The following is a 25,090-nucleotide window of genomic DNA, read 5'->3' as shown; positions in this document are numbered from 1 at the left end:
CTATTCGCTCAATTCAACGTTGGCGCCCAAAGCAGTCAGCTTCTCCATGAAGTGCTCGTAACCGCGGTTGATCAGCTCGATGCCAGTGACACGGCTGGTGCCGTCCGCCGCCAAGGCAGCGATGAGGTGGGAGAACCCGCCACGCAGATCCGGTACATCAATTTCGGCACCGCTGAGCTGAGCCGGTCCAACGACGACAGCCGAGTGCTTGAAATTGCGCTGTCCGAAACGGCACGGAGTCGAACCGAGGCAGTCGGTGTGCACCTGAACGGTGGCACCCATACGCACCAGAGCGTCGGTGAAGCCGAAACGGTTTTCGTACACGGTTTCGTGGATGACCGAGACGCCGGAAGCCTGGGTCAGGGCCACGACCAGCGGCTGCTGCCAGTCGGTCATGAAGCCTGGGTGCACGTCCGTTTCGAGGATCAACGGGTTCAGGTCCCCACCTGGGTGGTAGAAGCGGATGCCGTTGGACTTGACCTCGAACTCGCCACCGATCTGGCGGTAGACATGGAGGAATGCGGTCAGGTCTCGCTGCTGCGCGTCTTGGACGAAGATGTCGCCCTTGGTAACCAGCGCGGCCGAAGCCCACGAAGCAGCTTCGTTACGGTCTGGAAGCGCGGTGTGGTCATAGCCTGAAAGCTTGTCGACACCCTGGATGCGGATGATGCGGTCGCGGTGCACCGAGATGATCGCGCCCATCTTCTGCAGCAGCGAAATCAGGTCGAGGATTTCCGGCTCGATGGCAGCATTGCTGACCTCGGTGACGCCCTTGGCGCGAACAGCCGACAGCAACACCTGTTCGGTAGTGCCGACGCTAGGGTACTTCAGATGGACCTTAGCGCCTTTCAGGCCCAATGGTGCAGAAATACGGATGCCATCTACTGCCTTATCGACTACTGCGCCGAATTCGCGCAGAACTTCCAGGTGGAAGTCGATTGGACGGTCGCCGATGCGGCAACCGCCAAGGTCTGGGATGAAGGCTTCGCCCAGGGAGTGGATCAGCGGGCCGCAGAAGAGGATCGGAATTCGAGAATCGCCGGCATGGGCATCAATCGCCTGATTCGATGCGGACTTTGCCTGGCTTGGATCCATGGTCAGGTCGCCGGTTTCCGGGTCCTGGTCAACCTTGACACCGTGGATCTCCAAAAGATTGCGGACTACGGTGACGTCCTTGATCTCGGGCACGTTGCGGAGCACCGATGGAGTGTCGCCCAACAGCGCAGCAACCATAGCCTTTGGAACTAGGTTCTTTGCTCCGCCTACTCGAACGGTGCCCTCTAGTGGCACACCGCCATGGATCGTCAAGACCTTACCCATGTATGAATTACCTCATCGCGTAGTCGTTATTGTCTGCCGTGGCCTGCCGGCCGAGAACTAGCAGGACTAAGTAAGCATACCGCCTTCACAGTCCATAAAGGGTTCATAGAGCTTCGTGGCGCATCGATTGTGAGCATGCTTTCAGGCGCGGAATTTCGGGAATAAATTGCGTGACTTAAAAGAGAAAAAGATTCGACTCGTTCGCAGGTAGCACAAACTGCATGCAGCCCCGTGAACGAGTCGAATCTTGGCGATTCTCTCTCGGAATCAAAATCTAGGCGTCAACACCAGGCAGCTATTAGTCAGCTGACCTAGCCGGAAGAGTCTTCGGCTTGTAAGCCGGACGGGAAGACTCATAGGCAGTGATGTCCTCTTCATGCTGAAGGGTCAGGCCAATGTCGTCCAGGCCCTCCATCAAACGCCAGCGGGTGTAGTCGTCGATCTGGAAGGGCGCAGAGATGGAACCGCACTGAACGGTGCGGGATTCCAGATCAACGGTAATCTGGGTGCCCGGATTGTTCTCCAGCTCCTTCCAAATCAGCTCGATGTCGCTCTGCGCAACTTCCGCCGCGACCAATCCCTGCTTGCCCGAATTGCCACGGAAGATGTCGGCGAATCGCGCCGAAAGCACCGCCTTGAATCCGTAGTCCTTCAACGCCCAAACCGCATGCTCACGAGACGAGCCAGTGCCGAAGTCCGGGCCGGCCACCAGGACCGAACCGGCATTGAATGGCTCCTGGTTCAAGATGAAGTTCTCATCACGGCGCCAACCTGCAAACAAGGCATCTTCGAACCCCGTACGGGTGATGCGCTTGAGGTAGACGGCAGGAATGATCTGATCGGTATCCACATTGCTTTGACGCAGTGGAACGCCGATACCGGTATGGCTAATAATCTTTTCCATGTTCAGAATCCTTCCTAGACCGCAACCGGGGTATTTGCGAGGTCGCTTGGAGATGAGAGGGTGCCGCGGATCGCCGTAGCGGCGGCAACCAATGGGGATACCAAGTGGGTGCGGCCGCCCTTGCCCTGCCGGCCTTCAAAGTTTCGGTTCGACGTGGATGCGCAGCGCTCCCCCTCGGCCAACTGGTCCGGGTTCATTCCCAAGCACATGGAGCAGCCGGCAAAACGCCATTCAGCACCGAAGTCCTTGAAAATCTGGTCAAGCCCCTCGGCTTCCGCTTCGAGTCGAACTCGCGCAGAGCCAGGAACAACAATCATGCGGACGTTAGGATCCTTTTCCTTGCCCTTGATGATCGCCGCTGCCGCACGCAGATCTTCCATGCGCGAGTTGGTGCACGAGCCCAAGAACACGGTGTCAACCCGGATGTCCTTCATCGGCGTGCCGCCGGTCAGACCCATGTAGGACAGTGCACGCTCGCAGGCCTTGCGGTCGTTTTCATCCTCAAAGTCTTCGGGCGCTGGCACCCGGTCAGACAGCGAGACGCCCTGGCCCGGGTTGGTACCCCAGGTGACGAACGGCTCCAAGGTGTCAGCATCGAGGAACACCTCAGCGTCGAACTGGGCGCCTTCATCAGAGTGCAACTGCTTCCAGTCTTCGACTGCCGCGTCCCAGTCCTCGCCCGATGGGGCATGCGGGCGTCCCTTGACGTAGTCAAAGGTGGTCTGGTCCGGCGCGATCATGCCTGCTCGGGCACCTGCTTCAATCGACATATTGCAGATGGTCATGCGGGCATCCATGGACAGTGCGCGAATCGCCGAACCGCGATACTCCAAGACATAGCCCTGTCCGCCGCCGGTGCCGATCTTGGCGATGACTGCCAAGATGATGTCCTTGGACGTCACACCCGGCTTCAAAGTGCCTTCAACATTGATGGCCATGGTCTTGAACGGCTTCAGGCTCAACGACTGGGTCGCCATGACATGCTCGACCTCGGAGGTGCCGATGCCGAAGGCCAAGGCGCCGAAGGCACCGTGGGTGGAGGTGTGCGAGTCGCCGCACACGACAGTCATGCCTGGCTGGGTCAGTCCAAGCTGCGGGCCGACCACGTGGACGATTCCCTGCTCCTTGTCACCCAGCGAGTGGAGGCGGACTCCGAATTCCTTGCAGTTTTCACGCAGGGTATTGATCTGGGTACGGCTCGTCAGATCAGCAATCGGCTTGTCAATGTCAAGCGTAGGCGTGTTGTGGTCCTCGGTGGCAATGGTCTGGTCCGGGCGGCGCAGCTTGCGGCCGGCAATCCGTAGACCTTCGAAAGCCTGAGGGGAGGTCACCTCGTGCAGAAGGTGAAGATCAATGTAAATCAGATCTGGCTGGCGGGACTCGCCCTCGCCCGAACCACGGCGAACGACGTGCGCGTTCCATACCTTCTCTGCCAATGTCTGTGGCGTTTGCGTTGCAGACATGCGACACACTCCTCAAGCTACGTACTTTTGATACCTCAACTTTGACACTTCACAGAAGGACTTTTCCAGTATGCGGACTTGAATCTCAAATACTGAGATACGACAATTGAACTATGACAACTGGTAGCGGCGTAGGCGTACTCGACAAAGCAGCGGCAATTCTGAATGCGCTGGAAAACGGACCAACGACACTTTCACAGCTCGTCGAGCTCACGCAGATTTCACGGCCGACAGTGCATCGCATCGCACAGTCCTTAGCTCACCACGGGCTTGTCGGACGGGACATGCACGGCCGCTTTGAGCTGGGTAGCCGGCTGGTCGAGCTGGCCAGCTCCGCCGGCGAAGACCGTCTGGTCAGCGCCGCTGGTCCCATTCTTCTCAAGCTTCGAGACCAGACCGGCGAGAGCACTCAGGTTTTCCGCAAGCAGGGTGAGTTCCGCGTGTGCATTGCCAGCGCCGAGCGACCTGTAGGACTGCGCGACACTATTCCGGTGGGCACCCAGCTGTCCATGAAAGCGGGTTCGGCCGCCCAAGTGCTTCTGGCGTGGGAAGACAACGAACGCATGATCGAAGGACTGCACCATGCACGCTTCACCCCAACCATTTTGGCTGGCGTCAGGCGGCGCGGATGGGCCCAGTCGCTGGGTGAACGCGAACCAGGCGTTGCTTCGGTCTCAGCGCCAGTTCGAGGACAGTCGGGACGTGTGATTGCCGCCCTGTCCATGTCCGGCCCCATTGAACGGCTCACCCGTCAGCCGGGGAAGATTTATCACGAAGTTGTCGTCGCAGCGGCGCATGAGCTCTCGGAACTGCTGCGAGTACAGAACGAAAGGCCCTGACTGGGCAGGCAGTTTCCTGCCTGCCCAACGCGTTAAGAGCTGAAGTGGTCGAATCCTCGGGATCCGTTGACAACTTCCCCGTCGATCTTGGTCAGTGAACGCCGTCCCGCCTGTTGCTGGACTTGCCCGATCACGGTAAATTCCTCCGGAATCTCCACCGAAGCAGGGAAGGTTGCAAGCAGTCCAAAGTCTTCTCCGCCTTCAAGCACCCAGGTCATCGGGTCCTGTTTGAGCCACAAGCTTGCCGGCTCCAACCGAGCCTTAAACGACTCAAGGGCAGTCGAATCAAAGTTGAAGTTCACCTTGCTGGCCTTGGCCATGCGAACAGCATCGCGCAGAAGGCCATCGGAAATATCCATCATGGCAGTTGCGCCAGCTACTGCGGCGCGCGGACCGGATTCAAGAGGCGGTTCAGGACGGCACTGTGCATCCACGAGGCGGCGCACCGAACGGTTCCAGGTCTGCCACTGCTTGCTCGAATCAAGCACTGCCAGCCCTGCCCCGGCCGAACCCAGGCGGCCGGCGACGGCGATTCTGTCGCCAGGCTTCGCACCGGTGCGCAGCACCTTGCCATGATGACATTCGCCTAGCACTGTTGTCGTTACGGAAATCTCCGTGGACCGGCCCAGGTCCCCACCTACGATCGCCAAGTCCTGCGCACCCAATGCCTCGATTGCTGCGCTCATGCCGGCGGCCAAGTCCTTGACCCACTCAACGCTGAGGTCTCCCGGCAGCGACAGGGAAACCACCGCGCCGGTAGGCACGCCGCCCATGGCGTTGATATCAGAAACATTCTGGGCAATGGACTTCCAGCCCACGTCAAATGCCTTGTGCTTGAAGCCGCTGGGCCACGCCTGGCGAAAATCCTGGTTTTCAACCAAGGTATCCACAGAGACGACAACCTCAGATCCCTTGACCTTCAACGCACCTGCATCATCACCAGGACCCAAGTTGGCTTTTCGCGTCGAGAGCAGGGGCAGCATTGCATCCAAAATGCCTTGCTCGCCAAGTTCGCTCACGGTAGGGATTTCATTGGTCTGACGAATGGTCACAGAGACTTAATCTGCTTTCTGCGCAGCCTTGTCAACTAAGGCCGCATAGCTGTTGTACTTGTCCAGATGCGTTTCGACAGGTCCCACGACGAGCTGCCGCACAACCATCGAAACTGATCGTTCGAGGTTCTTTTGTGCACGCTTTCCTTTTATCTTAGCGACCATTCGATTGAGAAATGACCCCAACAGGCCGAGAACGATTCCTAGGAGAATCCCGATAATCAACATGAGCGTCGGTACGGCGATTCCCTCGACTTTGGGAGCTGGCGGCAGGTCGAATTGCAGGTAGCCGGCTACTGCCATCCCGGCGAGCCACAGAGCTCCTGCCAGCGCAACGACGAGGGCTGTCCACTGCAGAAATTTGGTTGCCGGCCACCACCATGAGCGCTTGTCGATGCCCAGTTCGGTAGTAGCGATGGCAGTATCAATTTCTTGATCCAAGCGTTCTGACTGTGCCGCGACTTCGGCGCCGAGCGGATCTTTCCACCCTTGGGGAAGATCTTCAGCCGCCGTGGCTACGTACTTGTCAATGCCGAGACTGATTGCCGAAGACTCCGCCGCCGACCGCGGGCCGCGAGAAGTCGTGGCAAGTTGAGGATTTTCTTTGGCCCGGCCAAGGTTCAGACGCTTGAGCGGGTCGCTCTTGAGCCTGACAAGCCACGTGGTCAGCGGCCATCCTGTACTTGCCGAAGCGCGAAGCCGGTAGGAGTGCTGTACGGCTTCGGCAATGAGCTGGACTCCATGTGCGTGGGAAATAGTCTTTTCCAGCTCGGCTTGATCAAGTTTGGAGGGCATCCGCACCTTGATCACGACGAGCTCGGAAGCCAAGCTTTCCACGACTCCATCAACATCGGTCTTCAGCTTGCGTGTAGCAAGCGCACGATTCGAACAGGCTTTTTGAATGCCTGCAGCTAATTTTGGCAAGCCTTCGCCGGTTTGCGCCGAAACAGTCATCACGAGTGAATCCGCTAGCCCCTCGGCTTTCAGGATGCCGTCCAGAGATTCCTTGACTAGCTGGCGTTCAGATTCGGGGACCTTGTCGATCTGGTTCAGCACAACCAGCAGGTGCCCCTGATAGCTGTTCATATCCAGCAGGTAGCCGTGGTGGATGGATGCATCAGCATATTTCTGGGGGTCCAGCACCCAAATCATGAAATCCACCTGAGACCTCAGACGTTCAGAGATGGCGTGGTGTTCCACAGCGGTGGAGTCCATGTCTGGAAGATCTAGAAGAATCAGACCCTCGCCGCGTTTGAGGCTCTGGGTGAGCAGCGATGGAGGATTCTCCGAGCCGGCCACATGCCGCTGGTCGATGTCCAGCCAGTCAAGCAGCTCGCCTGAGCCTTCGGCTCCCCATATGGCCGCAACGGTTTTTGTGGTCGTCGGGCGAATCACGCCGGTTCGTGCAATGTCAGCGCCGGCTAGTTCATTAAACAGGCTGGACTTTCCTGAACCGGTCGCTCCGAAAAGGCCAATGACTACATGCTCAGAAGACAATGCGCGGCGTGACTCCGCCCGGGACAGGACTTGTTCGCCATGTTCAACCAGCTCGGGAGCCAGGTACTGGCCTCCTAGTTCCAACGCTTCAACCAGCGCATCGATCTGCTCATTCAGGCTGGATCTTGCACGAATGACTTTTCGTTCGCTCACGAGTGCTGACCTTTCTGCCCTTGGCTGCGGACAAAGGTTGTTAGCTGGGAAATAATTTCTGGTTGTTCATTAGTTTCAATAGTGTCCAGGTATTTGCTGGAGCTGTTGCTGATGAGCTCCTTTGCCCGGTTGTGAAGCATGGTCCTAGCCTTGGCGGCCATTCGACGCACGGCGTCCTCGCCGAATATTGCTTCAAGCAGCTTCTGGCCCACGACGGCCGAACCGCCCGCAATGCCGAGTTCGATTCCCGTCAGGCCTGCCGTGGAAGCAAAAACCACGACCATCAGGATGACTGCCACGCTATTGACGCCGATAGCTGCAATCCTTGCGCTCTTGCGTTTGCCCGAGCCTTCTTGGCGGATCATGGACAGGACATCGTTCTGCCATTCGCGGATGCACGTTGCGGCCCGCTCTTCTAGGTCAGCCGCTGGGCCGGCAGCAGGCAAGTTTTCGAGCAGCGCCTGGCCTGTTGGGGTATTTTTCCACACCAGTTCCGTGTCTTTGCATGCAGAAGTGATCTCGGAGACAAAAATCGTGTGCAAGCCTGTTTCAATCGCTTGCTCCACCCGGCGCTCGGCAGGGGGCTTGCCTGAGAAGAAGGAACCGATGCGGTCTCTGACCCGTCCAACGGCGCCTTCAATGCCCCTGAGCAGGTCCCCCGTGCCGACGAAGTCCTGCCATCGGGTCAGGATTTCTCCACGCAGCAGCGCACCATCATTCAGTGCATCAGTGGCCCTTTTCAAAGCCAGGCCGAAGCGGTGTTCCACGTCCTGTGTCAGGTCTTCGAGCTGTTGATGTTGGTCCCGAAGCTCGGCCAAAAGCTCCCCGACATCCGCGGTGGTCCGTTTAAGTGCACCGTCAAGGGTCTGAGCGGCGATTCTTTGGCGTTCCTGCGCATCGCTCGCCAGAGATTCAATCCACAGCCTTAGGTCTTGGACAAATTCTGCTGGGATGAATCCATTTGCATCCAGAACCACCTCGGGGATGACATGTAGACGCGACGGATCCAGCTGGTGCTCGGCAAGCAGCCGGCGCAAGTCGGGTGCTATTTCGGCATCCGCGCCCGGAGGAACTCGGTTGAGGACGACAAACACTGTGATATCTCTCACCCCGGCTTCCGTCAGCAACTCCCAGGGAAGTGCATCGGCATAACGATTTGCCGTCGTGACGAAAATCCATAGATCCGCGGCGTTGAGAAGTTGCGCCGATAGTGCGCGGTTGTCTTCCGAGATGGAGTCGATATCCGGCGCATCAAGCAGAGCGATGCCTGCCGGAACCCTGCTGTTGGGGGTCAGCAGCACTTTGCCTTTGCCAGCAGTCGTGCTTGCGCGTTCAGCACCTTCGGCTTGGACCCTGCGCAGGTCCGGCAGGATGCGCTGGTCGTCAAACCACGCTGTATCAGCTGGATTGTGGGCCAGAACGGGTACTCGGGTTGTGGGCCTAACCGCGCTTGAGATGCTGATCTGGTCCTGGAGCAGTGAATTGACCAGGGTGGACTTCCCAGAACCGGTGGAGCCGCCGACCACCGCGAGCAGTGGTGCGTTCAGGTTCGACAAACGAGGAATCAGGTAATCAGAAATCTGATGAATGCTTTTGATCCGCAGCACTTCACTGGGGTGGGTAGCTGCAGTGCCAGCTGAGAGCAATGTTGTTTGCTCCAGCGCATTTCGCAGTCCATCAAGGCTGGAAGTGATCGATGCTGCATAGTCGGAGTCTTCAGCGGACTGGTTCGTCTTCTTTGCTGGTCCCGGATCAAAAATTGCGGCCATGAGACCATCTTGCACTATTTGCTGGGCATTCTTCTGATGCGGTGCTGATTTACCAGTGATTAAATGAAAAAGCCACAGTCGAAACTGTGGCTTTTTGTTGGTGACCCCAGCGGGATTCGAACCCGCGTTGCCGCCGTGAGAGGGCGGAGTACTAGGCCGCTATACGATGGGGCCGTATGCCAAGATTGCTCTCAGCCCATCAAATTGCTTTGATGGAGCGCTGGGATACCAGGACTCGAACCTAGAATGACGGAACCAGAAACCGTTGTGTTGCCAATTACACCATATCCCAATGTGACTTGGAGCTTGACCGAAAACATTGAATGCTTCCCGTCTGCGCTCTTCAGCACGAGATACAACTATACAGAGGAATTTAACTGAGCACAAATCGACGGGAACGCTAGGCCAGTTCAGCGAAAAACCCCGGATTTTCAACGTAAAACGATGCAAATTGGTTAAAATTCTCGATCCGATGCCCAGCAAAATTCCTGTGAGTTGAACCACGATCCAATAAGAGTGACTGAAGGCCGGCGTCAACTGCGCCCTGGTAGTCTGTCAACGGGTTATCTCCGATGTACAACGTTTTCGCCGGCTCGGTGCCCAAGGCCAGGCAACCTGAGATGAACGGTGCCTTGTCAGGTTTCGGGGCGCCAGCCGTATCCGAACCGACCACTACTTCAAATCCGGGAATTCCAGCGGCCACCAGCTTGCCGCGCTGATACTCTTCGACGTTGTTGCTGACAGCCCCGTACGGAATCGCCAGCTCATCCAGCTGATTCAGAAACGGCAAGACGTCTGGAAAAGGCTTCCAGCCGGCACGAACTTTCAGCTCATAGGCATCTGCCCACGCCTCGAATTCCTCGTGCCGCGGAGGTTTGAGGCCCGCCTGTTCATAGGCGTAGGTCAGCCGCAGCACACGCTGGCCAAGGAACGTCAGTTCGCCGGCCATGTATCTGTCATAGGCACCGACGCGGTCATTCGCGAAGTCGCGGGCAATCAAGTCAATTTCCTGGCCGCCCAGCCCCGCAAAGTCTGCATGGACCATCTGCTTGAAACCGGCAATCGAAGCTGTTTTCAGGTCGACGAGCGTCTCGTCGATGTCAAAAAGGATGCCTTGGATGCCTCCGATTTCGAAGGCATCCAAGGCATCTGAAGGGTTCAACACGAAGCTGTGCTCAGTTCTTAGCGCGAAGCAGCGAACGCGCGGAGGCGGTTGAGGCTTGATTCTCGGCCGAGAATTTCCATGGACTCGAACAGCGGCGGGGAAACTTTCTTGCCCGAAACTGCAACACGTGCCGGTCCGAAGGCCTGGCGCGGCTTCAGCTCCATTTCATCGATCAGCTTTGAACGCAATGCTGCCTGGATTGACTCGGCGTTCCAGTCCTGGATGCCTTCAAGCGCTTGGACAGAAGCCTCGACGACCTCAACAAGGTTCGCGGGCATGCCCTTCAAGGCATTATCGGCAATGACAATCTCGTCATCAGACTTGAAGAGGAATTCCAGCATGTCCGCTGCTTCGCCCAGCAAGGTGATGCGTTCCTGGACCAGCGGAGCTGCCTCATCGAGGATCTCGTTCTGGCGGTCGGTCAGCACCTCGCCGACAAGGTCTGCAGCCTGCAGGTACGGAATCAACCGGTCGCGGAAGTCAGCTGCCTCAAGCATGCGCACGTGCGTACCGTTGATGGCTTCAGCCTTCTTGACGTCAAAGCGTGCAGGGTTGGACAGCACGTCGGCAACATCAAATGCCTCGACCAACTGGTCGCGGCTGAAGATGTCTTCATCGGCACTCAGCGACCAGCCCAGCAGCGCAAGGTAGTTCAGCAGGCCCTCTGGAATGAAGCCGCGGTCGCGGTGCAGGAAGAGGCTCGACTCCGGATCTCGCTTGGACAGCTTCTTGTTGCCCTGGCCCATGACATATGGCAGGTGGCCGAAGCGTGGCATGTAATCGGCAACACCGATGTCATGCAGCAGAGAGTAGAGAACAACCTGTCGCGGGGTCGAGGACAGCAGGTCTTCGCCGCGCAGCACGTGGGTAACGCCCATCAGCGCGTCGTCAACCGGGTTGACAAGGGTGTAGAGCGGCTGGCCGTTGGCGCGGACTACTACGTAGTCGGGGATGCTTCCCGGCTTGAAGGTGATCTCACCGCGGACGAGGTCGGTGAAAGTGATGTCTTCATCTGGCATGCGTACACGCAGAACTGGTTCGCGGCCTTCTGCCTTGAACGCTGCGATCTGCTCCTCGGTCAGCTCGCGGTCGAAGTTGTCATAGCCAAGCTTTGGATCGCGGCCAGCGGCCTTGTGGCGGGCCTCGACTTCTTCAGGGGTGGAGTAGGACTCGTAGACATGGCCGGCCGCGCGCAGCTTTGCGATGACATCCTGGTAGATGTCCGAACGCTGCGACTGGCGGTAAGGCTCATGCGGGCCGCCAACGTTGACCCCTTCGTCCCAGTCGATGCCCAGCCATGACAGCGCATCGAGAAGTTGGTTGAAGCTTTCCTCGGAATCGCGCTTCGCATCGGTATCCTCGATGCGGAAGATGAGCTTGCCCCCGGTGTGGCGTGCGTAGGCCCAGTTGAACAGGGCGGTACGGATCAGGCCAACGTGTGGAGTACCGGTAGGCGATGGGCAGAAACGGACGCGAACCGGAGTTTCTTCGGTCACGGAAGGAATCAGCGATAGATCAATCATGATGGTTTCATTCTATGCCTTCAGCCCGGCGCCGTGCACCACTATGGACAAGGCTCCGCATCACATTTGATGCGGAGCCTTATCCAGGATCATTCCAAGAACTGCCACTGAGGCTATCTGCGGAAAACCGAACGCAGGGCGCCTAGACCTTCAAGCTCGATTTCTACTACATCGCCAGCTTCTACAAGTCCCACGCCTGCTGGCGTACCGGTCATGATGACATCTCCGGGTAGCAGAGTAAAAGCCTCGGAAGCACGCGCCACGAGTTCTGCAACGGGCCAGATCATCTCATTGGTCGAGCCGTCCTGGCGGACTTCGCCGTTGAGCCGGGTGACAATGGCAATGTCATCCGGGTCATCCAGCTCAGTTTCGATCCATGGACCGAGCGGGCAGGAGCCGTCGAAGCCCTTGGCACGGGCCCACTGGGGGTCGGAACGCTGGGCGTCGCGGGCGGTCAAATCATTGGCAATGGTGTAGCCGAAGATTACATCCTTGGCTTTTTCCGCCGGAACATCTTTGCAGATGCGACCGATCACCACAGCTAGCTCGCCTTCAAAAGACACTTCCTGGGAGAAGGACGGAAGGGTTACAGGCTCGCCATGGCCCACCACGGAAGTATTGGGCTTGAGGAACATCAGCGGTTCTGCTGGAACTTCGTTGCCCAGTTCTTTGGCATGTTCGCGGTAGGTCCGTCCAAACCCCACAACCTTGGAGCGCGGAATGATCGGTGCGACCAGGCGGACATCATCCAGAGGGTGCACGGCGCCGGTGGTCTTGACGCCTTGGAAGAAAGGATCCCCGGCGAGAACATGCACGTTCTCTCCTTCGACCACTCCGTACATCGGGTCGCCGTCAACAACAAATCTTGCAATACGCAATCTAAATCCTCAATCTCATCGCGTTAGCCTGCACACTCACCGGGGAATTCTACTGATCACGGCGAAGAAAATCGACCAGCTCTTCGTCTGTCAGCTCATCGGTGTCGATTTCAGAGAAGCCCGTCGGGTTCATGCTCTGCCAGCGCCACATATCTTCAACCATCTGTTCAAGCCCGCGTTCAGCCTTCCATCCCAGATCCAATCGCGCCTTTTCTGGGTTGGCATAATTTTCGGCGACATCGCCAGGGCGGCGGTCGACAATTTCGTAGGGCACGGGCCGGCCGGAAACCCGCGCAAAGGATTCAACGACTTCAAGCACACTGGACCCCTGGCCGGTGCCGAGGTTCCATATGTGCGCCCCGGTGGTCTTCGAAAGGTATTCCAGCGCCGCAAGATGGCCTGCTGCAAGATCGACTACGTGGATGTAGTCGCGCACGCCGGTGCCGTCCACCGTGGGGTAGTCGCCGCCGAAGACGTTGACCTTCTCACGCCTGCCAATCGCGACTTGTGCAACATATGGCATCAGGTTGTTGGGAATTCCTTGCGGGTCTTCTCCGATTTCACCTGATTCGTGAGCTCCTACTGGATTGAAATACCGCAAATTCGCAATTGACCAGCGTTTGTCGGCGGCTGCCAATTCTTCAAGCATTTCTTCGATATGAAGTTTCGTCCGGCCGTAGGGATTAGTCGCTGAACGCGGTGTCGTTTCGGCCAATGGCAATGCGTCAGATTCTCCATAAACTGTTGCCGAAGAACTGAAGACAATGCGGCGGCAGCCAGCAGCTTCCATGGCATCAAGAAGATTGATGGTTCCGGTGACATTATTTCGGTAGTAGCGCAGCGGCTGGGCTACCGACTCCCCCACGGCCTTCAGGCCGGCGAAGTGAATCACCGCGTCCGGCTTCAGCTGCGCAAATAGATCGTGCAGACCTTGCTCGTCCAAGAGGTCAATCTTGTGAAGTGAAGCTGTTTTCCCCGTCAGCTTCAGCACGCGACGAATTGATTCTGGTGATGAATTGCAGAAGTTATCCACTATAGAAACTCGGTGGCCTTCTTCGAGTAATTGAAGCACCGTATGCGATCCAATATAACCGGCTCCCCCAGTTACCAGCACATGCATCTTTAAATTCCCATCGTCAAAGTACGAATTGCCTGCACAAACAAGTTGTACAGGCAATTCGCATGAAACTAAAACTTATTAAACTAGGCGCTCCAGCCAGCCGTGACGATCTTCTACGGTGCCGCGCTGGATGCCGAGCAACTCCTCACGAATAGACATCGTCACTTCGCCGGCCTTGGCATTCTCGTCGCCGATCAGCTCTTCGCCGTTCTTCAGCACGCCGATTGGAGTGATCACCGCTGCGGTGCCACAGGCAAAGACCTCGGCAATATCACCGCTGGCGACGCCATCGCGCCATTCATCCAAGGTGATCTTGCGCTCTTCAACTTCCAGGCCACGGTCCTTGGCCAGCTGGATCACCGACGACCGGGTGACGCCTTCCAGGATGGTACCGGTCAACGCCGGGGTAACCAGCTTGTTGTCCTTGGTTACGAAGAAGACGTTCATGCCGCCAAGCTCTTCAACCGCGTTGTCGTTGAACGGGTCGAGGAACAAGACCTGCTTGCAGCCGTGCTCCTCGGCTTCCAGCTGGGCCACCAGAGAAGCGGCGTAGTTGCCGCCGCACTTTGCCGAGCCGGTTCCGCCGCGGCCAGCGCGGGCATACTGCTGGGAAACCCAGATAGCCACTGGCTTGAGTTCGCCGCCGAAGTAGTTGCCTGCCGGAGAGGCGATCACGCGGTAGGAAACCTCGCGAGCGGCCCGAACGCCCAAGAATGCTTCGGTGGCGATCATGAATGGACGCAGGTACAGGGCCTCGCCGTCACCAGTCGGCACCCAGTCGATGTCAGCAGCCACAAGCTTGCGCAGTGATTCGACGAACGCTTCTTCATCCAGCTGCGGGAGCGCCAAGCGCGCTGCGGACTTGTTCAGGCGGGCAGCGTTGGCGTGGGGGCGGAACGTCCATACCGAGCCGTCTTCGTGGCGGTAGGCCTTGAGGCCTTCAAAGATCTCCTGGCCGTAATGCAATACGGAAGCGGCCGGGTCCATGCTGATCGGGCCGTATGGCTCGATGCGGGCATCATGCCACTGGCCATTGTGCCCCTGGGCATCTGCGGTCCAGTCAATAACGGCAGTATGGTCCGTAAAGAAGTCCCCGAAACCCGGGTTTGCTAGAACGCTTGCGCGTTCCTCGGCGCTCTTGCGATTCTCTGAGAGATTTTCGGTGAATTCCATCTACTTTGGACTTCCTTGTGTAATAACGAGCAACGGGTGCCCCACATCAGTAGCGGAACACCCGTTTGTGGATTTGCTGCCGATTATGCGCTAATCGGAAACATCACATTTAGCTTATGCCAGCAGGGACACAATTGCATCGCCAATTTCGCGTGTAGTGCGGTGATCTGTCAATTCCTGACGTGATGTGATCTCCTTTTCGACAGCCTGCTCAACCGTGCGAGCTTCGGCTGACAATCCGAGGTGGTCCAACATCAGCGCAACAGACAAGATCGCCGCGGTAGGGTCGGCCTTCTGCTGGCCCGCGATATCTGGCGCCGAGCCATGCACCGGTTCGAACATCGATGGATAGGTGCGGTCCATGTTGATGTTGCCGCTCGCCGACAGCCCGATGCCGCCGGTAATGGCGCCGGCCTGATCGGTGAGGATGTCTCCGAACAGGTTGTCGGTCACGATGACGTCGAAGCGCGATGGATCGGTAGTCATGAAGATTGTTGCCGCATCCACATGCAGGTAGTCGTGAGTCACTTCTGGGTATTCGGAGGCTACTGCTTCGACAGTGCGGCGCCACAAATGGCCTGCGTGGACCAAGACATTGTGCTTGTGCACCAGCGTCACGTGCTTGCGCTCGCGCTTGGAAGCCCGTGCGAAAGCGTCCCTGACTACACGCTCGACACCGTATGCGGTGTTGATCGATACTTCGGTGGCGATTTCGTGTTCAGTTCCGGTCCTGACTGATCCGCCATTGCCTACATACGGGCCCTCGGTGCCTTCACGCACCACGATGAAGTCGATCTCCCCCGGGTTTGCCAGCGGGCTCTCGATACCGGGGTACAACTTGGACGGACGCAGGTTGACGTAGTGGTCCAATGAGAAACGCAGCTTCAGGAGCATTTCGCGCTCGATCAATCCCGACGGAATGCGCGTATCGCCGGGTGCCGCGCCGACCGCACCGAAGAGAATCGCATCGTGCTTCTTGAGGGCTTCCAAGGTTTCATCCGGGAGAGTTTCTCCGGTCTGGAGCCAATGCTCGGCACCCAGCTTGTATTCGGTCAGGTTGACCTTGTTCTCGCTGCCATTGGTGACGAAGTTCAACACCTTGACTGCTTCTGCCACGACCTCAGGGCCGATGCCGTCGCCTGGAATTACTGCAATCTCAAAAACGTTTCCCATGAATTAAGACTAACGAATAACGTCCATCATTTGAGAGTCTGTCTCAAATAGTAAGATATTGGCGTTGGTGGAGTCCCAAACTTCAGACTCTGGTGGGAGGACAGGTGTCCCCATGCCTCACTAAACTAGGTTTACCGCCGTAGTTCTTTTCAGTTCACGGAACAGACCCGCACGTTCTTGAGGAAGCCGTTGATCCTTTCAAATCCACATCGTCGAATTGATAATTGGATACGCTCCAACCCGAACAAGGTGGACTTTGCTACTGGCTTGCTTTTCACGCTGTTCTGCTTGCTCATTGCAGGGACCTTCGGACTGAGCACATCAATTGCTTCGGCACTCTCGCTGGTCGCGATCTCCCTGATGCAAACCGCTCCCCTGATGATGCGCCGACGGCACCCCATGACCGCAACGGTGATTATTGCTGCAGGCCACCTGCTTCAGCTGGCGTTCGAAGGCCTCATGCTGCCTTCGCAGCTGTCGGTGCCCATCATGATTTACACCATGGCCGCTTATGGCAAGCGTTGGCAGTCTTTCGCAACACTCGGGTTGGGGTTCCTCGGCGCACTCTTGGCGACATCCAGCATTTTCAACAGCTCGTCCTATAACCCCGACAGCCATCAAGGCCTGACCTTTGACATGGTGATCTCATTTGTCGGCCTAGCACTGGTCGTCACTGTGTCGTGGACGTTCGGCGACCTAGCAAGGAACCGCCGGCTGGCAATGAAAGCGCTGCAAGACCATGCCGAACGACTCGAAAAAGAACGTGTCATTGAAAGAGATCTTGCCGCCTCCGATGAGCGCAACCACATTGCTCGCGAGATGCACGACATTGTCGCCCATTCGCTCTCAGTGATCATCACCCAGGCGGACGGTGCCCGCTATGCGGCGGCAAATGATCCGCAGATCGCCATAGATACGCTCAAGACAGTATCCGACACCGGCCGCTCTTCACTGCGCGAGATGAGAAGGCTTCTGGGGATCCTCCGAACAGACGAAGAACTGGAAAACCGACCGCTGCCGACTTTGGAAGACATCCCGGATCTGATCCAGGACGCCGAAAACGCAGGGCTAGAAGTAGCCTTCCAGTCTGGAGGAGTCCCTCGCAAAGAACTGCCGGCCGGAGCGGAATTAACTGCCTACCGAACTGTTCAGGAATCACTGACCAATGTCATCAAGCATGCTGGCCCCGGGGCCAAAGCAACGGTACAGGTGGCATGGACCATGCGTGGGCTGACGCTGCACGTCGAAGACGACGGCCGCGGGGCCGGAACGTTGACGATGAACGGCCCAGGACAAGGCCTGCGAGGCATGCAAGAGCGCGTCGCCCTATACGATGGAACTTGTAGCGCGATGCCGCGAACTGGCGGCGGCTTTACCGTATCCGTATTTATCCCCTATTCAGAGGACTAAAAGCTCATGACCTCAAGCGACACCATCAAAGTCGCACTGGTTGACGACCAGTTGCTGGTGCGCAGCGGCTTCCGCATGCTGATCAATTCACAGCCAGACATGGACGTCATTGCCGAGGCCGGCAACGGCAGAGAAGCACTGGCTTCGCCAGTGCTTCAACAGGCCGATGTGATCCTCATGGATGTACGCATGCCGGAACTTGACGGAATACAAACGACCGAACGAATTTTGGATCCAGCCAAGAAAGCCGCTGATGGTCCGAAGGTGATCGTGCTGACTACCTTTGATATGGATGAGTACGCGTTGAGCGCTATACAAGCCGGTGCCAGCGGGTTCTTGCTCAAGGATGCCCCGCCAGAAGAACTGCTGGAATCAATTAGAACAGTCAACCGCGGCGACGCAGTCATCGCTCCGTCGACTACACGACGGTTGCTGGATCATATGGCTCCAATCCTCAAGCGTTCTACTTCACAACCCGATGACCAGTTGATGAGCTTGGTGGATTCTTTGACTCCTCGCGAACGTGAAGTCTTTGGACTGATCGCTGCAGGCCAGTCCAATCCGGAAATTGCCGAGCATCTCTTCTTGTCCGAGGCAACCGTCAAAACTCACGTTGGTCATATTCTGGCCAAACTGGGCGCCCGGGATCGGGTCCAGGCAGTTGTGATCGCCTACCAGACGGGAATCGTCAGCCCGTAACGCCGGCCTGCCAGCGAATCTGGACAAACGAGTAAGGCACGGTCTGATTCCGAATAATTCGGAGTCAGACCGTGCCTTACTCGTTTGAGAAAAGTATCGGCTACTTTTCTTCTTCGTAACGGGGGAAGACCGGTGAAGGTGCAGGAAGTTCAGTTCCTGGAACCAACGCGGTATCGAAGTTCTCGAAGTTGCGTGCTGAACCTTCGCCGACGCCAAGGATGCTGAGTAGCGAGGTCATGGCTTGCGGCAACACTGGCTGGAGCAAAATGGCAACCTGGCGAACGATTTCGATAGTCACATAGAGAACAGTCTCCATACGGGCGGCATCGGTCTTCTTGAGCTTCCAAGGCTCCTGCTCGGCGAAGTAGGCGTTGGTATCGCCCAGTACGTGCCAAATAGCCTCCAGCGCGCGGCTGAACTCCTGGCGGTCGTATGCTTCCCGGTTGATCTCCAACAGCCTGGAAGCGGCTTCAAGGATTGCTTTGTCGGCATCCTGCAGTGCGCCGGGAGAAGGAACCACGCCGCCGCAATTCTTTGCCACCATGGACAAGGAACGCTGCGCAAGGTTGCCTAGGTTATTGGCCAAGTCGCCGTTGATGCGTGCCACGATGGTTTCATGGTTGTAGCTTCCGTCGGCGCCGAATGGAACTTCGCGCAGGAAGAAGTAGCGGACCTGGTCCAAGCCATAGCGGGTCACAAAATCGTCAGGCGAAACAGTGTTTCCCAGCGACTTTGACATCTTGACGCCGTTGTTATGCAGGAACCCGTGGATCATGACGCGCTTTGGCAGCTCCAGCTTGGCCGACATGAGGAATGCAGGCCAGTAGATCGCATGGAATCGGGAGATGTCCTTGCCGATGATGTGGACATCAGCTGGCCAGTACTTCTGGAATGAAGCCGAATCCACGTCCGGGAAACCCGCTCCGGTGAGGTAGTTTGTCAGAGCGTCGACCCACACGTACATGACGTGCTTTTCATTTCCCGGGACTGGGATACCCCAGTCAAATGTTGTCCGCGAAATCGAAAGGTCGTTCAGGCCGCCTTCGACGAAACGAATTACTTCGTTGAATCGTGAACGCGGCGCCCCGAAATCGGGGTTGGCTTCGTAGTAGGCAAGCAGCTTGTCCTGGTACTTCGACAAACGGAAGAAGTAGGACTCCTCCTCGGTCCAGGTCACTTCGGTCTCGGTTTCGGTAGAGTAGCGAACTCCATCTTCACCAACGTGCGTCTGCTCTTCGGTGTAGAAGGCTTCGTCACGCACTGAGTACCAGCCGGCATACTTGTCTAGGTAGATATCTCCGTTGGCTTCCATACGGCGCCACAATTCCTGGGCCGCGGCATGGTGGTCCGCGTCCGAGGTGCAAATGAACCGGTCATAGCTGGTGCCCAGTTCGTCATTCATTGCCTGGAAAGCGTCAGAATTGCGCTGTGCCAGCTGGGCTGGAGTGATGCCTTCCTTTTCTGCCGTCTGCATCATCTTCTGACCGTGCTCATCGGTGCCGGTCATGAAGAAAACATCATACCCGTCGAGTCGCTTGAATCGAGCCATCGTATCGGCCGAGACGACTTCGTAGGCATGTCCAATATGAGGAGTGCCATTCGGGTAGGAGATTGCAGTGGTTACGTAGAAAGGTTTCTGCTGAGAAGTCACGTTCTAAATTTACCTTAGTGCAGTTGGGAATACCGATTACGCGTAAACGAAGAACATCACATGAGACGATCCAAGTAGTCCCAGAAAGCTCCGCGCAGGACCCGACGAATCTTCTGCTGATCGGTCTTCCACTCCCCCAGCACCTGCGCGCAGTCCTTGAGCAGTGTTCGGTCGATCTCAGGCGGGAGCTGTGGCTTATCGGCCAGAATCTCTACAACATCAGCCTGCGTGGTCAGCGCCAACCAGGATTCGGCCACCTTGGCGCCAATCTCTTCAGCCACTGCCAATTCTTTTTGCTCGTAAGCTGCACTGCCTTGGTAGCCTTGACGATCGGTTCCGCTTGAATAAACGATCTCAGAAGGCACAGGTGCCTCGGGAACAACAGTGGGGACGTTCTTCTTGCCCATGACTGCTGGCGTGGGCACTGAACTGCGCGGAGTCGGAGATTCCGGGACTTCAGTAGCATTCGCAATCAATGCAGATTTTTCAGAATGAGTCTGGTCCCACTCGATGACCTTCGTGAACGCAGAATCCAGCAGCTGATCAGGAATCGTTTCAATACAATCTGCCGTCAAAGCCAGGTGCTCGGCCACCGAGGCAACTCCGAGCCGGCTGTTCGCCTTGCAAACTCCTAAGAGGACTACTTTCATTCCAAGGTCTTGGGCTTCTTCAACTGCCTCCGCAAGATCGTCATCACCCGAAACCAGATAAGCCACAGACGCGGCCCTTGTTCGAGCAACCCCGACAAGATCAAGAGCCAAGCGGAGATCAACCCCCTTCTGCTCCCCGTTGTACGAGATTCGTCCAAGGCGGACTTTGACGCCAGGAATCAGGCCGATGCGCTTGTGCTGTTCAGTAAATAAACCGTCCTTAGACGCGTCGTACCAATAGACGCGGAGGTTACTCAAGCCAGTATTCTTCTTCACCGTTTGCACGATGCCCCGGACTAAAGACTCATAATGCGTAGTAAAAGCAGACCGTAATGTTGTACCAGCAGCGCGATGGCCGCCTAAGGACAATAAGAACCCGGCATCGATAAAAATTGCAGTTTGATTAGACATACTTCGATCCTACTTGTACGTATACATCATTCAACTCTTCGGCTGTTGTAACACACTTACAACTTTCTTCAAGTATTAAGATTCATCCGTTTGGAGACGACATGCGCGGTTCTAGCAAGAACAGGAGCAATGAACCGGGGATCCATGCGAGAGCATGCCAATACCACTTAAATCGATACACTAATCCGATTGCATAATTTTAGTTGAAACCTAACAGCACTAATAAACAACTTGTTTCATTAACTAAATAGGCACCAAAGCCCCCATAAACGCAATACGAGGAAAGCGACTAAGGGGGCCAAGTGGACTACAATATTCGTACTGCTGGATTAGAATTTCCTGCAGATAGGTTCGATAATCTAACTCAAGACTTCCAACAAGTTAACTAGTGACGATTATGCAATAACCCCAAACAGTGGATAGACTACAAGCTTCGTCAGATTGACCGCGCCGGACGCCTTGAACAAAATGACATCGCCCGGACGCAATTCTGAGCTTAGCGCCCGAATCAGCTCCTCAGGGTCCATCGTATGGAACACCGGAATCTCAGAATTGCGGAGACGATCCGCAGTATGTGACACGCCTTCTCCGATCCCAAAGAACTGGTCAACAAGACATTTAGCAATCCTGTCCCCAATCAATTGGTGGTTTTCGACGAATTTATCGCCCTGCTCCCCCATATCACCCATAACAACCACACGTCGACCACCTGGACGCGGATTTTCCAATGACTGGAGAGTCTCTACAGCCAAAGTCATGGACAATACATTCGAATTGAACGCATCCAAGAAGACTTTATATCCACCAGTTTCGATCACGTTCTGCCGAATAGAAGATGGGCGATAACGCGACAATCCGGCAATGATAATGTGTGCCGGAATCAAGGCTTGGCGCGCGGCCGCAAAGGTTGCCAAAGCGTTGCTGACGTTATGTTTTCCCAAAACATTCAAGCGCACAAAATGTCGGTCACCTCCAGGTTCCACGACTTCAAATTCCATAGATTCGCCAACGGTACGCACATTAATCGCCCGATAATCGGCTGACTCGTCATCGATTCCATATCTGATCACGTTCACAGCTGGATCAACTGATTTCAAGTATTCATTGTCATTATTGAGTACAAGAACACCACCCTCAGTCAGGCCATCCGCAATCTCAAGTTTCCCTTGAACAATGTTCTCTATGGTGCCCATCTGTTCGAGGTGGCCTTCACCGATCGAGGTGATAATAGCAACGTCAGGTTTAACCATTTCAGAATGTGCTTTCGATGAGCCTGGAGTAGCACCATGCACTTCCTGAATGTAATAGCGGTCTTTCGGCGATAGCCGCATGATTGATGCAGCTCCTCGAATTTCCGTATTTCCATTTCCAGTTATATGCATGGTTTGCCCAGCCCGAGGAAATACCATACCAAGCATGTCTTTGGTCGTAGTTTTTCCAGCAGTTCCAGTGACAGCGACAGTAAATGGGTTATACCAATCGCGCACAGCCTTAATGAGCTGCATGTAAGCATCCCATGGCTTTTCTACGATCAAAGTCGGCACACCCTTCAATGACTTTGTCGCGATTGCCATTACAGGGGACGTCTCTATCACCTGACCATGGCTAATTCCTTTGAAGAAGTTGCGGCTAGACTCTCCACGTTTATAAGTCATTGATACAGCACAAACGTCTTCATTAAGAAGATCCGGAGTTGCGACTACTGGTACTGCCTTTTCAAGCCTATCTCCTAGTATCTTGAGATCTCGTGGCGAAAATTGCACACTCAATAGTTGCGAGATTTCCTTAGGGGTCAGTTGAGGGCGAACCGGAGTCACGTTAGAAATTCGGCGTTGCCCATTCAAACCGATTTCGCTCCCAAGGATTTTTTCTGCTTTTTGCTGAACTTCCATGCCTGCGGCTGAATCGAACTTACGATGCGCGTAGAACTGATGCGCTACCGCCACTGGCGATAGTCCGCCTTTGTCATACGCCTGGCGCCCGATTGGGATATATGAATCCTCATATTCAATGGCACCGTCTTCACGCTGACGAATCGTAACTGACAACAAGGCAGAAACTCTCGTGTAGGGCAACCCAATTCCAGCTAGAACGGTACCTAGACTTGAAGCAATTGGCACGACTCGCCCATCGCTGGCACGAAACTTTGAATATCGGGACATCGTCCGCGGCTCTGTACAAACGATGTAGTCAGCCCCAGCTTCGGCAAACTCACGCGCTAGTCTCTCGCGATCATTCAATTTATATCGACGATCGTTCGACTGAGTGTCGAGATATCCAATAATGAATTTAGCACCTCGTTCACGTAACGCTTGAATCTCCAACCGCGCACGTTCTTGGGCAAATTCCCTTACGAGCTTCGTGCGACCGTCGTCTGTAAGAGTGCTCTGCAGATTAATCGCTGCGCTAAATGAAACGAGCCCTATGCTGATGCCGTTTACTTCAAACAGTGGGCTTTCATGAACACCTAATCCTGCAGGAACCATTCCACGTGCCAAAACGTTGGCTTCTGTTGCAAGTGCGCCCCTTGCCCCAGCGTCGAGATTGTGCACGTTCGCAAGCGCTAATGCGTCAAAGCCACCGAACCTGATACCGTCAAGATATTCGACGCGTGCGTTTGAATAGTGCCCCCGACCCGATAGGGTGTGAGTCATTCGGCTAACTGTCGGATACATGTCCGCAACGGCAACGCCCAGACTCCCCACCGACAAATCCGCGCGAGTCAGAACGTCTCGAAGTCCGCCAAATAGGTGACGAAATTGAAACCGGTCTCCCACATTTGCATACGATTCCAGTAATCTGTCATACATCAATGAACCCGCCAGAATGAGATTCGCCTCACCAATAGCAGACGGTTCTACTTGTTTCCAAGTATTTGAAATAGGATCCAAATAGAAGTTACTTGGAACCTTTTCCAATGACGCATTTTGATACTGCATCGCAAATCGTGGTTCCTCAATCGAGAATTGCCGAACCAAATCCTCAATGTTCTCAGACAGCGCGGTCCCTAAAGCGTCCATGGCAGCAGTGCTTCCTAATAGTGTGAAGGGCGCCAAAATAGCAACTAGCTGGGTGACAAACTGACTGGTTTCGCGCAAATCGCCTTAGATGGAGTCGTCCTGTCAGCAAGCCCTTGCCCGGGTTTGTCACATGCGCAATACATTATGGTGCCCAATTGATACGACGGTCCCCACATCGTCACGGATTTGTAGTAATTCTATCGCAGACTGCAGCTCCAGACTGGAACGCCACAACCCATTCACCTCATAAAATTGCTCATCATCAGATAGACAGCCGCCATGACTAGGCAGGTTTTACTGGGAATACTGGGTCCTGTAGCTTCAAGAACGCTCTTTAGCTCCCTAAATCACAGCACTCGCGACCCCGTTCTACGGAATCATGCTTGCAGGACTCAATGAAGCTCGACTCGACACGCTCCGCTTTCGTGCCTTGGGCAGCCCTTCAGGGAACGCCTTACAAGGATTTCCTTCGATATGCACCCGTCCACAAAAGATTCCGACTAACCGATATGGGGATTGGCTGCCCAAATCTAATACCGTTGGCGCGAACTCAAGTACCTACCATTCACGACGATCACAACTCACGATTTTTTGTGGAAACTTACAGGTCAACAACAGCTTCAGATGCGGATCTCATGAATTGAACTACCATTATCACAGCTCCAAAGAGACAAATACTCACTAGTGAAACTGCGATTGAGCCGATGGACTAGATCACTTCGTGATGTTTCAGCTTCCGAGCGGCAGCTCAGAAGCGCACCTCAGACTCTGATTCTTCAAGTTAAGGGCTCAGCGCCAATGTTCCCAGATGAGCGCCATCTAATTGGCGCACACTGAAGCGGAAAAGCCTATTCGATATATGAAATTTTGACTACTAATAGTGTTCGAACGTAACCCATTCGACTACATGAAGGTCCTGGCTTGCGAAAGTTGCCAGAGGCCATTCCCTCCGCCCCAGACGAAAAGCTCGCCGATTTCCCATTGCTCCAGAGAAAGTAAAGTCGTTTCGGATATCACGCCGGTAATGTCAAGATGGTAGCCTAAGTCGGTCGAGAACTGTGATCGCCTGAAGGCCAGGGAGACCGTCGATGTCCACCCTCTTGTTGCGCAATATCAAAGTCGCACTCATGGGCCAGAATGGCACACAGGACGATCATCATTTTTAGTAAATTAAATAATTATCAATCCCAAAACCATAAATCAGAATTCACACAAGGCTA

The 25,090-nt window shown here is 55.6% G+C and carries 18 protein-coding genes and 2 tRNA genes; 3 read left to right on the top strand and 17 right to left on the bottom strand.

The window, feature by feature from the left end:
* From murA to leuC, 3 genes are all read right to left on the bottom strand, one after another.
* On the bottom strand, window positions 1-1,320 hold the full coding sequence (gene murA, locus AUR04nite_RS06425) for a UDP-N-acetylglucosamine 1-carboxyvinyltransferase (protein WP_141363130.1): 1,320 nt from the start codon (window positions 1,318-1,320) through the stop codon (window positions 1-3).
* A gap of 298 nt (window positions 1,321-1,618) precedes the next feature.
* Window positions 1,619-2,224, bottom strand: coding sequence for a 3-isopropylmalate dehydratase small subunit (leuD, locus tag AUR04nite_RS06420; protein WP_141363128.1), 606 nt, complete (start codon window positions 2,222-2,224; stop codon window positions 1,619-1,621).
* A 14-nt stretch (window positions 2,225-2,238) separates the two neighbouring features.
* On the bottom strand, window positions 2,239-3,687 hold the full coding sequence (gene leuC / locus AUR04nite_RS06415) for a 3-isopropylmalate dehydratase large subunit (RefSeq protein WP_141363126.1): 1,449 nt from the start codon (window positions 3,685-3,687) through the stop codon (window positions 2,239-2,241).
* 113 nt (window positions 3,688-3,800) lie between these two features.
* Between leuC and AUR04nite_RS06410 the strand changes: the two genes are divergently transcribed.
* Window positions 3,801-4,526, top strand: a complete 726-nt coding sequence (locus AUR04nite_RS06410) for an IclR family transcriptional regulator (protein ID WP_141363124.1) — start codon at window positions 3,801-3,803, stop codon at window positions 4,524-4,526.
* Between the two features lie 32 nt (window positions 4,527-4,558).
* Here AUR04nite_RS06410 and thiL read toward each other — a convergent pair whose 3' ends face one another.
* From thiL to AUR04nite_RS06355, 11 genes are all read right to left on the bottom strand, one after another.
* Window positions 4,559-5,578, bottom strand: a complete 1,020-nt coding sequence (gene thiL, locus AUR04nite_RS06405) for a thiamine-phosphate kinase (protein ID WP_141363122.1) — start codon at window positions 5,576-5,578, stop codon at window positions 4,559-4,561.
* A 6-nt stretch (window positions 5,579-5,584) separates the two neighbouring features.
* Window positions 5,585-7,228: a GTPase gene (locus AUR04nite_RS06400; RefSeq protein ID WP_141363120.1), complete on the bottom strand. Its 1,644-nt coding sequence runs from the start codon at window positions 7,226-7,228 to the stop codon at window positions 5,585-5,587.
* A complete protein-coding gene (locus AUR04nite_RS06395; RefSeq protein WP_246055409.1) occupies window positions 7,225-9,012 on the bottom strand; it encodes a dynamin family protein in 1,788 nt (595 codons plus the stop codon). Before AUR04nite_RS06395 ends, AUR04nite_RS06400 begins: the two co-directional genes overlap by 4 nt.
* Before the next feature lie 83 nt (window positions 9,013-9,095).
* Window positions 9,096-9,171: transfer RNA gene (locus AUR04nite_RS06390), tRNA-Glu, on the bottom strand.
* Window positions 9,172-9,217: 46 nt separating this feature from the next.
* Window positions 9,218-9,289 (bottom strand) — tRNA-Gln (locus AUR04nite_RS06385).
* A 108-nt stretch (window positions 9,290-9,397) separates the two neighbouring features.
* A complete protein-coding gene (locus AUR04nite_RS06380) occupies window positions 9,398-10,162 on the bottom strand; it encodes an HAD family hydrolase (protein WP_218024640.1) in 765 nt (254 codons plus the stop codon).
* 17 nt (window positions 10,163-10,179) lie between these two features.
* The gene (gene gltX / locus AUR04nite_RS06375; RefSeq protein ID WP_141363115.1) at window positions 10,180-11,685 is read right to left on the bottom strand and encodes a glutamate--tRNA ligase; all 1,506 of its coding nucleotides are present in this window, start codon (window positions 11,683-11,685) and stop codon (window positions 10,180-10,182) included.
* A 113-nt stretch (window positions 11,686-11,798) separates the two neighbouring features.
* Window positions 11,799-12,563 (bottom strand): fumarylacetoacetate hydrolase family protein, encoded by a 765-nt coding sequence (locus AUR04nite_RS06370; RefSeq protein WP_141363113.1) that lies wholly within the window; start codon window positions 12,561-12,563, stop codon window positions 11,799-11,801.
* A 49-nt stretch (window positions 12,564-12,612) separates the two neighbouring features.
* Complete coding sequence (gene galE / locus AUR04nite_RS06365) at window positions 12,613-13,683, bottom strand: UDP-glucose 4-epimerase GalE (protein WP_141363111.1); 1,071 nt, start codon at window positions 13,681-13,683, stop codon at window positions 12,613-12,615.
* A 78-nt stretch (window positions 13,684-13,761) separates the two neighbouring features.
* The gene (locus AUR04nite_RS06360) at window positions 13,762-14,856 is read right to left on the bottom strand and encodes a branched-chain amino acid aminotransferase (protein ID WP_141363109.1); all 1,095 of its coding nucleotides are present in this window, start codon (window positions 14,854-14,856) and stop codon (window positions 13,762-13,764) included.
* 114 nt (window positions 14,857-14,970) lie between these two features.
* Window positions 14,971-16,029: a 3-isopropylmalate dehydrogenase gene (locus AUR04nite_RS06355; protein ID WP_141363107.1), complete on the bottom strand. Its 1,059-nt coding sequence runs from the start codon at window positions 16,027-16,029 to the stop codon at window positions 14,971-14,973.
* A 189-nt stretch (window positions 16,030-16,218) separates the two neighbouring features.
* Here AUR04nite_RS06355 and AUR04nite_RS06350 point away from each other — a divergent pair, with 189 nt between their 5' ends.
* Both AUR04nite_RS06350 and AUR04nite_RS06345 read left to right on the top strand, forming a co-directional pair.
* The gene (locus tag AUR04nite_RS06350) at window positions 16,219-17,439 is read left to right on the top strand and encodes a sensor histidine kinase (protein WP_246055407.1); all 1,221 of its coding nucleotides are present in this window, start codon (window positions 16,219-16,221) and stop codon (window positions 17,437-17,439) included.
* A 6-nt stretch (window positions 17,440-17,445) separates the two neighbouring features.
* The gene (locus AUR04nite_RS06345; RefSeq protein ID WP_141363103.1) at window positions 17,446-18,138 is read left to right on the top strand and encodes a response regulator; all 693 of its coding nucleotides are present in this window, start codon (window positions 17,446-17,448) and stop codon (window positions 18,136-18,138) included.
* 100 nt (window positions 18,139-18,238) lie between these two features.
* Here the strand turns inward: AUR04nite_RS06345 and metG are convergent, their stop codons facing one another.
* The 3 genes from metG to AUR04nite_RS06330 form a co-directional block, all read right to left on the bottom strand.
* Window positions 18,239-19,789 (bottom strand): methionine--tRNA ligase, encoded by a 1,551-nt coding sequence (metG, locus tag AUR04nite_RS06340; protein WP_141363101.1) that lies wholly within the window; start codon window positions 19,787-19,789, stop codon window positions 18,239-18,241.
* A gap of 56 nt (window positions 19,790-19,845) precedes the next feature.
* A complete protein-coding gene (locus tag AUR04nite_RS06335; RefSeq protein WP_141363099.1) occupies window positions 19,846-20,850 on the bottom strand; it encodes an NYN domain-containing protein in 1,005 nt (334 codons plus the stop codon).
* A gap of 395 nt (window positions 20,851-21,245) precedes the next feature.
* Entirely contained in the window at window positions 21,246-23,948 is a 2,703-nt protein-coding gene (locus tag AUR04nite_RS06330) for a Mur ligase family protein (RefSeq protein ID WP_141363097.1), read from the bottom strand.
* Between the last annotated feature and the right edge of the window lie 1,142 nt (window positions 23,949-25,090).

Source organism: Glutamicibacter uratoxydans (assembly GCF_006539925.1).
Classification (GTDB): Bacteria; Actinomycetota; Actinomycetes; order Actinomycetales; family Micrococcaceae; genus Glutamicibacter; species Glutamicibacter uratoxydans.
This window is presented reverse-complemented; position numbering and strand designations above follow the sequence as displayed.

What these genes read in the sequence shown, in the direction of transcription:
- murA (WP_141363130.1), bottom strand. Translation starts at nt 1,320, where the DNA reads ATGGGTAAGGTCTTGACGATCCATGGCGGTGTGCCACTAGAGGGCACC.
- leuD (WP_141363128.1), bottom strand. Translation starts at nt 2,224, where the DNA reads ATGGAAAAGATTATTAGCCATACCGGTATCGGCGTTCCACTGCGTCAA.
- leuC (WP_141363126.1), bottom strand. Translation starts at nt 3,687, where the DNA reads ATGTCTGCAACGCAAACGCCACAGACATTGGCAGAGAAGGTATGGAAC.
- AUR04nite_RS06410 (WP_141363124.1), top strand. Translation starts at nt 3,801, where the DNA reads ATGACAACTGGTAGCGGCGTAGGCGTACTCGACAAAGCAGCGGCAATT.
- gltX (WP_141363115.1), bottom strand. Translation starts at nt 11,685, where the DNA reads ATGATTGATCTATCGCTGATTCCTTCCGTGACCGAAGAAACTCCGGTT.
- galE (WP_141363111.1), bottom strand. Translation starts at nt 13,683, where the DNA reads ATGCATGTGCTGGTAACTGGGGGAGCCGGTTATATTGGATCGCATACG.
- AUR04nite_RS06360 (WP_141363109.1), bottom strand. Translation starts at nt 14,856, where the DNA reads ATGGAATTCACCGAAAATCTCTCAGAGAATCGCAAGAGCGCCGAGGAA.
- AUR04nite_RS06355 (WP_141363107.1), bottom strand. Translation starts at nt 16,029, where the DNA reads ATGGGAAACGTTTTTGAGATTGCAGTAATTCCAGGCGACGGCATCGGC.
- AUR04nite_RS06345 (WP_141363103.1), top strand. Translation starts at nt 17,446, where the DNA reads ATGACCTCAAGCGACACCATCAAAGTCGCACTGGTTGACGACCAGTTG.
- AUR04nite_RS06335 (WP_141363099.1), bottom strand. Translation starts at nt 20,850, where the DNA reads ATGTCTAATCAAACTGCAATTTTTATCGATGCCGGGTTCTTATTGTCC.